Genomic DNA, 13,840 nt, shown 5'->3' with positions numbered 1-13,840 from the left:
GAATAACGAGATTTTTTGGTAGAATGAGTGTGGGACATGTTCATCGTCTTTCTATACTGAGTTGGGGAATTCTAGTATATCAGATGAACATGTCTTTTCTGTTGCACTTTATTTTACAACGCGGGATTTTTTTCGTGTTTTTTCTTGCTCGCCAGTTGCCGAGTCAAGTGCAACAGCCTCACCTTTGGTTTTTTACCGAGAATTAAATCAATCTCCAATGCCCAAACTCAGAACGTTTCGTAATGGTTTCTCGACGTTCTTCAATGGACTTTCCTAGAATCTTCTTTGCGGTTTTAGAGCTTGCTTTAGAGCGTTTCCTGATGCTCACCATCTTAGGTAACTCAATCGGTTTAAGCGCCAATAGCCCAGCTTTGGTATAACCATACACTTTCCTGGTTGAAGGGATGACTTCCAGTAGATGTTCTTCTCGGTAAGTTTGAAACGCTGCGGTAGCGAGGTTTCGTTTATAGGGCTTTCTCAAGTTCCTTGAAGAAGAACCCAGAGCAGTCGTTCAGTTTATGATAGACACTTTTGCGACGGTTGGTCTCATAACCACGTTGAACACTATCTGCGAAATAAGTCGTATAATAGGTCCGTTTTCCATTTTATCTTTATCTTGAACTTGTGTCACCGTTCCTCGCTTAAGTTCACGACTGATGGTCGAGCGATGATGACCAATCAGACGAGCAATCTCAGCTGTTTTCTTTCCCATCTTGAGATAGGCACTGATTTCTCTGCGTTCAGAGGCTGATAGGTGTGAATAGGTTTATTTTTTGATAGAACGATACTTGGACATGTTCATCTGCTTTCTATACTGAGTTGGGGAATTCCAGTATATCAGACGAACATGTCTTTCTTGTGGCACTTCATTTTACAACGCGGGGGAAAATTAAAACTTTTGCCTTAAGCATCTACCTATCAAAAAATGAGAAGTAAATCTACTTCTCATCTTGCATTTTTTCTTTAATTTCATCATATGAAAGTGGATGAACATCTTCCTCATCATGGTGTTCAGAATCTGTTGGCATCTGTCCTGTTTCATAGAGTGATTTGATTTGAACGCTGTCCAATGTTTCATATTTCAACAGGGCTTCTGCAATCAGTTTATGCGTTTCGCGATTTGATTGGATGATTTCAGCCGCTCTATCACGCGCCTCATTCAATAAATTGCGAACTTCATTATCCAATTCATAAGCAGTTTGCTCTGAAATATGTTTCTGAGTAGTATAGCCACCAAACATTGCATGATTTCCTTCATACTGCATTGGTCCCATCTTGTCACTCATTCCATATTCCGCAACCATCGCCCGTGCCATCTGAGTTGCTTGTTCAAAGTCATTAGCAGCTCCAGTCGTTTGAGCATTGAAAATAATTTCTTCTGCCACGCGACCACCCATAAGTCCTGCCAACTGCTCTTTCATATCTTCCTTAGATAGAAGCATTTGATCTTCTTTTGGCAACGCAATCATATAGCCACCTGCACGACCACGAGGAACAATGGTTACTTTATGAACCTCACGTGCATTTGAAAGAACAAGTCCTACGATAGTATGCCCTGCTTCATGATAGGCCACCATTTCCCGTTCACGTTTTGAAATCTGACGATCTTTCTTAGACGGACCCGCAATGACACGATCTTCTGCTTCATCAATATCAGAAGCATCAATCGCTACTTTGTTCTGACGAGCTGCCACAAGAGCTGCCTCATTCAAGACATTTTCTAGATCCGCACCAACAAAGCCTGGTGTTTGCTGCGCAACTAATTTCAAATCAACATCATCCGCCAACGGTTTATTTTTAGCATGAACTTTCAAAATAGCTTCGCGACCTTTTACATCTGGTCGGCCAACTAAGACTTTGCGGTCAAAACGTCCTGGACGAAGAAGGGCTGGATCCAATACATCACTACGGTTCGTTGCAGCAATTACAATAATACCTTCGTTTCCAGCAAAACCATCCATCTCAATCAATAATTGGTTGAGGGTTTGCTCACGTTCATCGTTTCCGCCACCCATGCCAACACCACGTTGGCGACCAACAGCATCAATTTCATCGATGAAAATAATTGCTGGTGCTGCTTTTTTAGCATCTTCAAAGAGAGAGCGGACACGGCTAGCACCAACTCCGACAAACATTTCGACGAAATCCGAACCAGAAATGCTAAAGAATGGTACTCTTGCTTCTCCAGCCACTGCCTTGGCAAGGAGAGTCTTCCCTGTTCCCGGAGGCCCTTCGAGCAGGACACCTGCAGGAATGCGTGCGCCTAATTTAGTGAAGCGTTTTGGATCTTTAAGAAATTCAACAACTTCAACTAATTCTTGTTTTTCTTCCTCAGCACCCGCTACATCAGAAAAGCGAACTTTCACGTTGCTTTTTTCTAGTGCCTTGGCTTTATTCCGGCCAAAGTTCATAGCACCGCGGGCACCACCACCTTGGTTCATCATCATGACGAAGAAAATACCAAAAATCACGAGTGGAAAAATGTTAATCAGAATATTGAGCCACAGGCTATTGGAACTTTCTGGCTTGACGGTCACTTTTACATCGTTTTCTTTCGCCAGTGCCTGCAAATCAGCTAGTGCTGAATCAGCTGGCAACATAGTCGATGTAAATTTTTGATAACTCGTCTTATCTGAAACTTGGAATAATTTAATCGATTCTGCAGCCTTGCTATCTGCTACTTTTTTATTTTTATAGGTTCCGGAAATTTCAACAACACTACCATTTGGTTGGTAAGTGACATCTGTCACGTTACCGTCTTTTAATTCTTTTACAACTTGTGAGTAGCTGATTTCATGAGTTGAAACTTGGCTACCTGCTTTAAAAAATTGATACGCCGTAACTAAAGTAGCAATAATTAAAATAAGGAGAAAAGGATTTCGGATAAATCCTTTATTGTTTTGATTGTTCATAAATACTATAGTAACCTTTTTCTAATTCGAATAAACTGCCTCTTTCAATACTCCTACGTAAGGAATATTGCGGTAGTTTTCATCATAATCTAGACCAAATCCTACAACAAATTCATTTGGAATTGTAAAGCAAGTATAATCTGGTTCAATCTCCACGACACGGCCCTCTGGTTTATCAAGGAGGGTTACAATTTTAATAGAAGCTGCTTGGCGTAGAGCAAACAACTCCTTCACTTCTTTTAATGTACGCCCTGTATCAATAATATCTTCGATAAAGAGGATATCACGCCCCGCAACATCTGTATCCAGATCCTTGATAATCTTGACAGTACCGCTACTTTCAGTAGCACCATGGTAGCTAGAAACCACCATAAAGTCCATTTCGATATGAGTGTCGATATGTTTGACGAGTTCCGCCATAAATGGAATAGAACCCTTTAAAATACCAACCAAGAGGGGATTTTTTCCAGCATAATCTTCTGTTAAAATCTTCCCCAATTCCTTGCTTTTTGCAACAATCTCCTCTTCTGAAATAAGGATTTTTTTGATGTCTTTTTCCAACATTTCCATTCACTCTTTCATTTTTATATATAAGACCGCTTTGATTATATCATTTTTTGCTGATTTACTCAAATCACTGGCAACCATATTTGCGATTCCGTAAATTTTTCCTTCTTGTTCAATCACGATAGCCGTATCCCGCAACTTTTGAGGGATTTTTTGGTCAATAAAATAACGGTGAATTTTTTTATGAATCGAATGAAGCAAAATACGATCACCAGCCTTTCTCCCTCGTAGGAGAATCGGTTGATGAACTTGAAGATAAAGAATCTGATCTGGTTGCTCAAATGGCTCATTTAATGAAAAAATAAACGACCCATGCTGAAAAACACCTTCTGATTCTATCACGTATTCTTCCTCTTGCCTATCCGTCTTAGGTTGGATTTTTGTAATAGCAAAGCGCTGATAATCTTTGATAAGGTAATAGTCACCTTTTAAATGGTGCTGGTAATTGGCCCTTTTTTCAAGGATATTTAACACTTGGTCAAATTGAGCTCGTGTCAACTGAAGTTCTGGAAATTCTTCCAGATAGTGTTGCAGTAAAAAATAACGAACAGCAGGCGTTTGCGCTTGAAAATCCTGCAAATTTGTCACATCAATATGACAGATCAATTCCCTAAAAGCCTGATGCAACAACTCCGACTCTTTTCCTACATGCAATAAAGCAGATGTAAACTGGGGATTTTCATTAAGTAATAGAGGAAGATAGTCATTACGAATGCGATTTCTGAAATAAAGCGAAGAATAGTTACTCTCATCTTCAAAGTGAGGCACATTCATCAATTCGCTCTTACGAAAAGCCAACAAGGGACGAATCAACTCTCCACTTGCAAAAGGTTGAACAACTCTCATACCAGAAAGGTGAGCTAAACGACTGCCTCGAATCAAACGCATGAAAATCGTCTCTGCCTGATCATCAGCGTGATGAGCCGTGACAAGAGCTGTATAATCATGCTGTTTCATCACTTCTACAAAAAAATCATAGCGCATGGTGCGAGCTGCTTCTTCAGAGAACGTTCCTTCAAAATAGGAAACATAAAAGGGAATCCCCTGTTGTTGAGCCCATTCTTTAAGATAGGCTTCTTCCTCCAATGCTTCTGGTCGTTGCTGATGATTGACATGAGCAATCCCAATTCGGATACCAAGAACAGCTCTATATTTATAAAGAAGATGAAGCAAATTCATTGAATCTTTTCCACCTGAAACTGCGATAAGAACAGCCTCATGCTTATCAAAAAAGTGACCTTCTTGTGTCACTTTTAAAAATTTTTCTTCCATGATCATTTTAAAATCCCGTATACATCATTTGCAATCTGTGAAATATCATCATACGTCATCTGATCTGTAAAAATCGAGAGAACAAATGGTTCTTTGGCATAGACAATCGCTACGTCATGCTTCAAGTCATAGGCGTCTCCAATTTTGTGGGCGACTTTGACATCGATATCTCTCGCAATCCGTTGATCGTCAAAGTTAGTAGTAGACAGACTTTCTAGAACATAACCATTCTGATGATAGATTGCTTCCATCATCAATCCTGCCATTTCAGCTGATGCCATGCGCGAGACCATGTCCCATTTTTGACCTGCAATTCTAGTCGTTTCTTGATAGAAACGCTTATCGAATTTATCAGCTGCATAGTAGCCAAGGAGATTACTAGCCACATTATCTGATTCCTTTGCGGTTCGACTAATCAAGTCATCAATATTGTAGTCCTGATTATCAGGTATCTTAGGGATTGAGCCACTTCCTTCTGGTTCATAGGCACCATCAAAATCTTCTGTTTCCTTGACATACTTTACACCATCTGTCAATTTTATTTTTTTCTGATTGATATTTTCTTGAACATAGTATAAGGCAGGGAGTTTGGTCACACTTGCTGCATACATCATCTTGTCTTGATTGACACCTGCTGTCTCCCCAGTTGACAACTTCTTGACATAGACAGCTATATTCTTAGAATGATATTTTGTCGTAAGTAACTCCTGAACAGCATCTATACGGTTATCTGTTCCAGATAAATCAGACACATTTACCCACGCTTTAGAGTTTACTTTTGCAAAGAAACCTCTATGAGTTTCAACAATTTCTGATACCGTCACTTCTTTGTAGGGCTTAACACCAATATCTATTTTTTTCGCTTGATTAGCGATAGGACTAGAGTAGAGGGTAAAATCTTTCTTGAGCCAGGCTTTTTCTGCAACAACCTTTTGCGATAGGATAATATCATCATAGATACGGGTCTGATCAGCCACTACATAACTCTTATCCTTTAATTGGAAGACTAGCTGGTTTTGGCTATTACTATCGACACCAATGATTGAAAAGGATTGATTGGGTTTGATTTTTTTGTAAAGAGTTGTCAACTCTTTGTCAAGGTAGCTGTCAACTTCTTCAAAGACATTGGGATTGGCTGGAACACTTTGAAAATCAGTACTATACTCTTTGTAGTTCAACTGATAATTCATCTGATTGGATAATTCAAATGGAATTTCGGTACTTCCAACGGGTGTCGCTGCGAATAAGACTGGACTAATAAGCCATAATAACTGTTTTTTCATGGTCCCTCCTTTCCTAATTTTTAGTATCCTTTTCCTCAATTTTTAAGGCTTGATTTTTCTCAGCCAATTCCTCTAATTTTTCATCAGAATAGGCCAAGAATTTTTCTAGAATTTCTACAATCGTTTCTGTCATCGTGGTAATAATCCTGGAATGTTATAAATAAATTCCCCATCTTTTGAATATTGAAGTTTTGCTCGAATATACTTGGTCACATATTCTTCATCTTCTAGTTTTTTCACTAAGGAAGTCTCAATTTTTTGCTGCTTTTCTAAGTCTTTATAACGCTTTTGCAAATCATTCAATTGGACCTCACGCTTTTGTAAATTTTCGTAACTAGCAACCAAATTGTAGGTCGGCAAGACGAAGAGAAAGACAACTAGAATCAAGATGGAACCCATAAAGCGATTCTTCTGCTTTTTTTCCTGCCGATAAGCTTGGCTTTTTTGTAGTTCTTCTTGAATGTATTGGTTATTGATTTGGAGAATGTTCGATTTTTTCATCTGCTTCAATCCTTATTTCACTAATGATTTCATACATCTTGAGCGCATCTTCTTTCTTCGTACTATCTTTCATTTCCAGCACTTTGACAACCAGCAACTTGTTGCCAAAACGGATTTCAATCTGGTCATTTTCTTTCAAATCAGTCGATGATTTGGCCAAAATACCATTGACCTTGATTCTTCCCTTATCCGCTACCTCTTTTGCAACTGTGCGACGTTTGATAATACGGGAAACTTTTAAATACTTATCTAGTCTCATATTTTCACCTCATTTCTTTATTGTATCACTTTTTGATTCGTTTTAAAACTTTATAGAACCTTTCGTGCCTTAATTTCAACCATTTTTTCAGCAAAATACAGGAGTTCTTCGAGGATTTCATAGTCTTTTTTCTTAGCAATATTAAAGACTAACTCCACACGTCCCTTATTTTCCGAAATACGGGCTTTTAAATCTATCACAGACAAAGCCTCAAAGTAATCTTGCATCAGGAAGATTTGACCTGATAGTTCTTCAAAGCTGACCACAAGCTGATCTTGATTTCGTTCTACTTTCCGTGCAAATATTTGATCAAAAGAGGATTTCAAAAGACCAATTTCAAGAAGATAAGCCACCACATCTGGGTATTCTCCAAAGCGATCCATTAACTCATTTTGTAATTCTTCATAATCTACCCGAGTTTCAATCTGCTTAATCCGCTTATAAATCTCAATTTTTTGACGTTGGTCAGAGATGTATTCACTTGGCAAATACGCATCAATAAAGAGATTGATTTCAGTATTGCTTTTTTCCCGTTTAACCTGCTTGCCTTGCTTTTCAAGAATGGCATTTTCTAGTAATTGTGAATATAATTCATAGCCGACTGAATCAATAAAGCCACTCTGGGCTGCTCCCAAAATATTTCCAGCCCCTCGAATGGATAAATCCTGCATAGCAATTTTAAAGCCGGAACCTAGTTCTGTAAAACCTTTAATGGCTTCAAGACGCTTTTCAGCAACCTCTGTCAGATTTTTGTCTGGTCTATACATCAAATAGGCATAGGCAATACGATTGGAGCGACCAACACGACCTCTTAGTTGATAGAGGGTTGACAGCCCCATGTGGTCTGCATTTTCGATAAAAAGAGTGTTGGCATTTGGAATATCGACTCCTGTTTCAATAATCGTCGTTGTCACTAAGATATCATATTCCCCCTCAATAAATGCTAGAAGTGTATTTTCTAATTGGATTTCTGACATTTGACCATGGACGTAGCCAACCTCTGCTTCAGGTACTAATTCTCGTATTTCAGATACTTTTTGTTCGATTGTGTCAACTTTATTGTAAAGGTAGTAAACCTGACCACCCCTATCCATTTCTCGTAAAATGGCATCACGAATAATTGAGGGATTGGTCTCTAGCACATATGTTTGAACAGGGTAACGATTGGTCGGAGGTGTCTCAATAACTGACAAATCACGAATCCCTAACATAGACATCTGCAAGGTCCGTGGAATCGGTGTTGCCGTCAAAGTCAGCACATCAATCTTGGTCTTCAACTCCTTCAAGCGTTCCTTATGTTTCACTCCAAAGCGCTGTTCCTCGTCAATCACCAAAAGTCCCAAGTCGGCAAATTCCACATCTTTTGAGAGCAAACGGTGGGTACCGATAATAATATCCACCTGACCTTTTTTGAGTTTTTCGAGCGTCGTTTCTTGCTCTACCTTGGTCTTAAACCGGCTTATAACATCGACATTGACAGGAAATTCTGCAAAACGACTTTGGAAATTGGTAAAATGCTGCTGGGCCAAGACAGTTGTCGGCACTAAAATCGCCACTTGCTTACCATCATTGACAGCCTTAAAAGCTGCGCGCATGGCAACTTCTGTCTTACCAAAGCCTACATCGCCGACCAATAAACGGTCCATTGGAGACGACTTTTCCATGTCTTTTTTGATTTCTTTGATAGAGCGGAGCTGATCTTCTGTTTCAACATAGGCAAAATGTTGGTCAAATTCTGCTTGATTGGCGTCGTCTAGTGAAAAGGCAAAGCCCTCTAGTTGACTGCGTTCGGCATAGAGACGAATCAGATTATCTGCAATATCTTCGACCTGCTTGACTACTTTTTGCTTGGTCCGCTGGAAACGACCGTCATTTAACTTGTTGAGTTTTGGTGTTTTACCGTCTGAAGCAAGGTATTTTGACAGGACATCAATTTGCTCGACAGGCAGAGAGATACGGTCATTATTCTGATATTGAATGCTCAGATAATCCCGATGAATTCCTGATACTTTAATCGTTTCAATTCCGAGGTATTGACCCACACCGTGAACATGGTGAACCACATAATCTCCGACAGCCAGCTCACTATAATCTTTTAAACGCTCCGCATTTGAAATGTTTTTGCGTCGGGCTTTCCGTTTAATCTTTTTATGGAAAATTTCATGCTCTGTAATCAGGGCAATTTTTTCATCTAAGAAATGAAATCCAGCAGATAATTGGCCAATCGTTAGTTGCTGCTGACCGATTTGGAGCTGATTTGGTGCACAAAAAGGTAGCTCGATGTCATATTCCTGTAAAGTCTTCTGTAAACGTTGTAAAGAGGATGGTGATTCAGCCTGAATGATAACTGTATAGTTCGATTTGGCATAGTGGCGTACTTCATCTTGCAATAAGGGAATTTGGTTGAAAAATTCCTGCATAGAATGCTGATTGAACTGGTACATGGCACCGAATTTCAGATTACCTAGTCCTTTTTGAAAGATTGAAAAATAAGTAGCAGGCTTATAAGCTCTAAATGATTGATAGGCTGAAGCAAAATAATTTAAAGTTGACATCGATTTATAATGTTGTAAATCCTGTGTCAATAATTCAGCAACTTCTTTATCAAACTGGGCATGACGGTCAACAATTTTATGAAAATCATCAAAAAATACGGGCGTATGAGCTGGAAGATAATCTAGCAAGGTCCATTCTTTTTCATAAAAATAGGAAAGAAACTTGCGGATATCAGGATGACGATAGGACTGTTTTACATCTGCCAGCACTTCCTCAATATAGGAAATGTGCTCTGGTTGTTGTAATTTTTGTAAACTTTCTGTCAATATTTGTTCCACACGTAAAAAGTCTTCTGAGTAGAAAATCATATCAGAAGCAGCTCCTATCAAAATACTCTCAACATTTTCAATGGACAATTGGCTGTCACTATCAAACTGGCGAATACCGTCAATCTCATCGCCAAAGAATTCCAACCGATAAGGATTTTCACTGCTAATTTCAAAAATATCCAGAATATCTCCCCGTTGGCTAAATTCTCCAGGACTTAACACACGAGAAACTTTTTTATAGCCAACTGCTTGTAAGCTCTTTACAAGATTGCCAACTTCAAATTCTTCCCCCACTGTAAACTGCATCATGGCATTTTGATAAGTATCTGGACTTGGCAATAAAACTCTACAAGCAGCCATACTAGCAACAAGGATTCCAGATTTCTTTTTATCTAACAAAAAGTTTAAACTTTCCAATCGAGATTGAGTACGGTCATTTGAAGTAAAAACAAATTCTGCTACAGGATTGTCATCTGTAAAGAAGTTGTAAACATAATCGCTCCCTAAAATCCCCGTCAGTTCTTGGGTTAATTTTTCAGCCTCATTCTGAGTCGGTGTCACAATCAAACACTTCTCATCTAGAACATCAAATGCTGAGGCCATGACAAGGGCCTTCATGGTGCCTGATAATCCCATCATCAGCTGACGAGTCGATTTGCTTAAACCAGCCTGCCACTTGTTAATCTGTGTACTCCGATTGACTAATTCAATAATATTCATCTTAGTTATTATACTTTCTCATGATTTTTTCAACGTCATTTTCCTGTAAATAAAAGTTTACAAAATCGTCAAGTTTGTCTAAGGTCAATTCAATCTGAATGCGGTCATCTGTCTCAAAGTGTGACAGGACATGCTGAACAACTGTCATACCATTTTTAGGGCGACCAATCCCAATTTTAATACGATCAAATTCCTGACTGCCAAGATGTTTGATGATACTCTTGATTCCATTGTGACCGCCTGCAGAACCTTTTTGACGAAAGCGTACTTTCCCAACCGTCATATCCAAGTCATCATAAATCACAACTAAATCTTCTTTATCCAGTCCATAGTAAGTCAATAAAGCATGAACAGCCTTTCCTGATTCATTCATAAAGGTCGTTGGCTTAACCAGATAGACCTTTTCACCATCTATGAAGGTTGAGGCAGTGTCTGCCTGAAAAATCTTATCATGGTTAAAGGACAGATTTGCTTTTTTAGCGATGCGATCGATGAACATAAAGCCAACATTGTGCTTGGTATCTTCATAGCGATCCCCAGGATTTCCTAGACCCACAATCAATTTTGTCATGATATCTCCTTTTAAAACACTAAAACGGTTGGAAAATCGTTTCCAACCTTTAGACTATTCTCGACATACTTTATACATTAAAGCGGAATTCCATAATATCGCCGTCTTGGACGATGTACTCTTTTCCTTCCTCACGCAGGCGTCCTGCTTCTTTGACGGCTTTTTCACTACCATAGGTCATCAAATCATCGTAGGACATGGTCACAGCGCGGATAAATCCCTTTTCAAAGTCTGAGTGAATGATACCAGCTGCTTGTGGTGCTTTAATTCCGCGTTTAAAGGTCCAAGCCCGCACCTCTTTTTCACCAGCTGTAAAGTAAGTTCCTAGCCCCAGCAAATGATAGGCAGCCCGTGTTAACTTGTCAACACCTGACTCTGTTAAGCCCATGGCTTCTAAAAATTCAGCCTTATCTGCTTCATCCAGTTCAGAAATTTCTTCTTCTGCACGCGCTGAAATCACAACCACTTCTGCATTTTCTGTTGCTGCAAAGTCACGGATTTGCTTCACATAAGCACTGTTGTCTGGATCTGCTACCTCATCTTCGCTGACATTCGCAACGTAAAGAACAGGTTTTGTCGTAAGGAGGAAGAGACCTTTCACCACGCTTTGCTCTTCTTCTGTAAAATCAATCGTACGAGCTGACTTACCGTCCTCTAAGACAGGTTTGATTTTTTGTAAGACAGCAAATTCTGCAACCGAATCCTTGTCTTTTTGGGTGCGGGCCATTTTCTCAACACGCGCATAGCGCTTGTTAACACTCTCCAAGTCAGCTAAAATCAATTCTAAGTTAATGGTTTCAATATCCGCCATAGGATCCACAAAGGCTGACTCACGCCCTTGTTCCCGCATGACATTTTCATCATCAAAGGCACGGACAACATGAACAATCGCATCTACTTCACGGATATTGGCCAAGAATTTATTTCCCAGACCTTCACCTTTAGAAGCACCTTTGACAATTCCTGCAATATCTGTAAATTCAAATGTCGTAGGAACTGTCTTTTTAGGCTTAATCAACTCCGTTAATTTTTGCAAACGCTCATCTGGCACTTCCACCATGCCAACATTGGGGTCAATGGTCGCAAAGGGGTAATTTGCTGCCTCTGCTCCTGCTTTTGTAATCGCATTAAATAGGGTTGATTTTCCAACGTTTGGCAACCCAACGATACCTGCTGTTAAAGCCATTTCATATTCTCCATTCAAAAATTTCAATCACACCTATTATAGCAGAAAAGTTTGAAAAAAGCTTGCTAAATAGCAAGCTGAATCATACGAAAATGAAATGAATGAAATACTCCTGTAGCACTATTTTGAAAAATAATGTACGACAGCAAATCCTCCAAAAAATAGGATAAAAAATACAAGAATAAACAGAAAGTCGCGTTTGCTCATCTCAGAATTTTTATCCAGAAACTCCCAGACATTCATAGGACGCTCCGACTTCTCAACTACTCGTTCAATACGGACTTCCTCTGGTTTACCAAGTACCAGCTCATCCAAACTAACTTTTAGGTATTCAGCTAATTGAATAAGATTATCCAAGTCTGGTGTCGCATCACCATTTTCCCATTTGGAAATTGACTGACGCGAGATGAACAGTTTTTGAGCAAGCCCTCTTGTGACAAGACTTTGTTAACTCGAAATTTTTTTAGCTGTTCTGCAAAAATGGTCATGTTGTTGCACCTCTTTTTTAGATTTTCGTAAGATGAGTATAGGACAAGTAAGGGGAAAAAACAAGCACTTTTAGGGGCAACTCACCGTTGCACAAAGGGCTGTAGGGCTTGATACAAGGCTGATTGAAAGGGTGCGACTAGTGAAGAATCTTCTTCATCTTGTACTCAAAATCGTGGCGACTCATCATAACCAGATGATCGCAATTGGTGCAGCGAATTTTAATATCTGCACCTAGGCGCAGGACTTCCCAAGCATTTGCCTTTTTACCAGTTGACTTAATGACACAAGCATGGGGCTTTTTCATCTCAACGATACTTCCTAATTCGTACATCGGCGCTCCTCTCCAAGGTAATAGTAGCGTGTTTGACAGGTAATGGTCCAATCATCTATCGTCTGCAATTCTCCGTCTACCTGAGCAACCATTTCATCTGGTAGACACAGGCGCACTCTTTCTGCTGTCACATGGTGCAGGACAGAAGAGGTCTTATGACGTTTTAAAAGCAAATCTAACAGCGCCCTGATGCGCTGGCTAAGAGAATGGGCTGATACATAGACCAGATCTATCTGAGACGCAGTTATATGGGCTTCTGGCCAAATCATAATGCCACCGCCAAAATAGGTATTGTTGGCAATGGACAGAAAAAAGAGATGCTCTAGCTTCATAACTTGATGATTGGTTTCGATAAGAACCGATAACTGAGCAGAGTCGAGTAAACCAAGAATCCCAAAAAAGATGTAGGTCAGCTTGCCAATTTTTAGGCGGTTAAACCATTTTTTGATTGCTGATTTCTCCGAATGGGCAATAACACGCGCTGGATAACCAATATCAAGACTATTGACCACAACACCGCTGGGAATGGTCAACAGACAGATTGGGACCGGTCGGGTCTCCAATAAATTGTTCATTACCTGTTGCCAGGAGGTAATCCCTATCGCACGCGCAAAATCATTTCCTGATCCAGTTGGATAATAGGCAAAGGGGATATCTTTAGGCCAAATGGAAAGGACTTTGGACAAGGTCCCATCTCCACCCAGAATTAAGAACCGGTCACTCTCCTTCCGAAACACTGATAAAATCGCTTCTACTTGCGCATATTCGTCGTTTTTACTAATCGTCAGGTAAGATCTTATCTCGACCTGTGGATAAGCTGCTTGAATGTCTCTGATGATAGTAACAGCCTTTCCATTTCCTGCCCTAGGATTGGCTAAAATATATACAATCATATCTCTCGTCGTTTTCATTTTTACCCTAGTA

12 protein-coding genes and 2 pseudogenes are annotated in these 13,840 nt (G+C 39.7%); all 14 read right to left on the bottom strand.

All coding sequences use genetic code 11. The features are described 5' to 3' along the window. Positions 1 to 161: 161 nt before the first annotated feature. Positions 162 to 763 (bottom strand): annotated as a pseudogene (locus E4T82_RS06460) (transposase); the annotation flags it as partial. Between the two features lie 175 nt (positions 764 to 938). Then, positions 939 to 2,912, bottom strand: coding sequence for an ATP-dependent zinc metalloprotease FtsH (gene ftsH, locus E4T82_RS06455; protein ID WP_135182034.1), 1,974 nt, complete (start codon positions 2,910 to 2,912; stop codon positions 939 to 941). Between the two features lie 21 nt (positions 2,913 to 2,933). Beyond that, positions 2,934 to 3,476: a hypoxanthine phosphoribosyltransferase gene (hpt, locus tag E4T82_RS06450; RefSeq protein WP_135182040.1), complete on the bottom strand. Its 543-nt coding sequence runs from the start codon at positions 3,474 to 3,476 to the stop codon at positions 2,934 to 2,936. A gap of 6 nt (positions 3,477 to 3,482) precedes the next feature. Further along, positions 3,483 to 4,751 carry a tRNA lysidine(34) synthetase TilS gene (gene tilS / locus E4T82_RS06445; RefSeq protein WP_135182039.1) on the bottom strand — a complete coding sequence of 423 codons (1,269 nt, stop codon included), beginning with the start codon at positions 4,749 to 4,751 and terminating at the stop codon, positions 3,483 to 3,485. 2 nt (positions 4,752 to 4,753) lie between these two features. Continuing rightward, the gene (locus E4T82_RS06440) at positions 4,754 to 6,034 is read right to left on the bottom strand and encodes a serine hydrolase (protein WP_135182033.1); all 1,281 of its coding nucleotides are present in this window, start codon (positions 6,032 to 6,034) and stop codon (positions 4,754 to 4,756) included. Between the two features lie 13 nt (positions 6,035 to 6,047). Beyond that, a complete protein-coding gene (locus E4T82_RS06435; protein ID WP_135182032.1) occupies positions 6,048 to 6,167 on the bottom strand; it encodes an SP_0009 family protein in 120 nt (39 codons plus the stop codon). Next, the gene (locus E4T82_RS06430; RefSeq protein ID WP_135182031.1) at positions 6,164 to 6,535 is read right to left on the bottom strand and encodes an FtsB family cell division protein; all 372 of its coding nucleotides are present in this window, start codon (positions 6,533 to 6,535) and stop codon (positions 6,164 to 6,166) included. Before E4T82_RS06430 ends, E4T82_RS06435 begins: the two co-directional genes overlap by 4 nt. Further along, positions 6,504 to 6,794 carry an RNA-binding S4 domain-containing protein gene (locus E4T82_RS06425; RefSeq protein ID WP_135182030.1) on the bottom strand — a complete coding sequence of 97 codons (291 nt, stop codon included), beginning with the start codon at positions 6,792 to 6,794 and terminating at the stop codon, positions 6,504 to 6,506. Before E4T82_RS06425 ends, E4T82_RS06430 begins: the two co-directional genes overlap by 32 nt. 50 nt (positions 6,795 to 6,844) lie before the next feature. Beyond that, positions 6,845 to 10,339, bottom strand: coding sequence for a transcription-repair coupling factor (mfd, locus tag E4T82_RS06420; protein WP_135182029.1), 3,495 nt, complete (start codon positions 10,337 to 10,339; stop codon positions 6,845 to 6,847). A 1-nt stretch (position 10,340) separates the two neighbouring features. After that, positions 10,341 to 10,910, bottom strand: a complete 570-nt coding sequence (pth, locus tag E4T82_RS06415) for an aminoacyl-tRNA hydrolase (RefSeq protein ID WP_135182028.1) — start codon at positions 10,908 to 10,910, stop codon at positions 10,341 to 10,343. 70 nt (positions 10,911 to 10,980) lie between these two features. Beyond that, on the bottom strand, positions 10,981 to 12,096 hold the full coding sequence (gene ychF, locus E4T82_RS06410) for a redox-regulated ATPase YchF (protein WP_135182027.1): 1,116 nt from the start codon (positions 12,094 to 12,096) through the stop codon (positions 10,981 to 10,983). A 120-nt stretch (positions 12,097 to 12,216) separates the two neighbouring features. Then, positions 12,217 to 12,584, bottom strand: a pseudogene (locus tag E4T82_RS06405) (helix-turn-helix domain-containing protein). A gap of 137 nt (positions 12,585 to 12,721) precedes the next feature. Continuing rightward, a complete protein-coding gene (locus E4T82_RS06400) occupies positions 12,722 to 12,916 on the bottom strand; it encodes a DUF951 domain-containing protein (RefSeq protein WP_135182026.1) in 195 nt (64 codons plus the stop codon). Then, complete coding sequence (locus E4T82_RS06395; protein ID WP_135182025.1) at positions 12,904 to 13,809, bottom strand: diacylglycerol/lipid kinase family protein; 906 nt, start codon at positions 13,807 to 13,809, stop codon at positions 12,904 to 12,906. Before E4T82_RS06395 ends, E4T82_RS06400 begins: the two co-directional genes overlap by 13 nt. Positions 13,810 to 13,840 lie beyond the last annotated feature (31 nt).

Origin of the sequence: Streptococcus cuniculi, from assembly GCF_004570575.1 — a bacterium.
Taxonomy (GTDB): domain Bacteria; phylum Bacillota; class Bacilli; order Lactobacillales; family Streptococcaceae; genus Streptococcus; species Streptococcus cuniculi_A.
Note: the sequence above shows the minus strand (reverse complement) of the source record. Positions and strands in the feature narration are given on the sequence as shown.

Coding starts and splice junctions, on each gene's coding strand:
- ftsH (WP_135182034.1), bottom strand. CDS start 2,912: ATGAACAATCAAAACAATAAAGGATTTATCCGAAATCCTTTTCTCCTT.
- hpt (WP_135182040.1), bottom strand. CDS start 3,476: ATGTTGGAAAAAGACATCAAAAAAATCCTTATTTCAGAAGAGGAGATT.
- tilS (WP_135182039.1), bottom strand. CDS start 4,751: ATGGAAGAAAAATTTTTAAAAGTGACACAAGAAGGTCACTTTTTTGAT.
- E4T82_RS06440 (WP_135182033.1), bottom strand. CDS start 6,034: ATGAAAAAACAGTTATTATGGCTTATTAGTCCAGTCTTATTCGCAGCG.
- E4T82_RS06435 (WP_135182032.1), bottom strand. CDS start 6,167: ATGACAGAAACGATTGTAGAAATTCTAGAAAAATTCTTGGCCTATTCT.
- E4T82_RS06430 (WP_135182031.1), bottom strand. CDS start 6,535: ATGAAAAAATCGAACATTCTCCAAATCAATAACCAATACATTCAAGAA.
- E4T82_RS06425 (WP_135182030.1), bottom strand. CDS start 6,794: ATGAGACTAGATAAGTATTTAAAAGTTTCCCGTATTATCAAACGTCGC.
- mfd (WP_135182029.1), bottom strand. CDS start 10,339: ATGAATATTATTGAATTAGTCAATCGGAGTACACAGATTAACAAGTGG.
- pth (WP_135182028.1), bottom strand. CDS start 10,910: ATGACAAAATTGATTGTGGGTCTAGGAAATCCTGGGGATCGCTATGAA.
- ychF (WP_135182027.1), bottom strand. CDS start 12,096: ATGGCTTTAACAGCAGGTATCGTTGGGTTGCCAAACGTTGGAAAATCA.
- E4T82_RS06400 (WP_135182026.1), bottom strand. CDS start 12,916: ATGTACGAATTAGGAAGTATCGTTGAGATGAAAAAGCCCCATGCTTGT.
- E4T82_RS06395 (WP_135182025.1), bottom strand. CDS start 13,809: ATGATTGTATATATTTTAGCCAATCCTAGGGCAGGAAATGGAAAGGCT.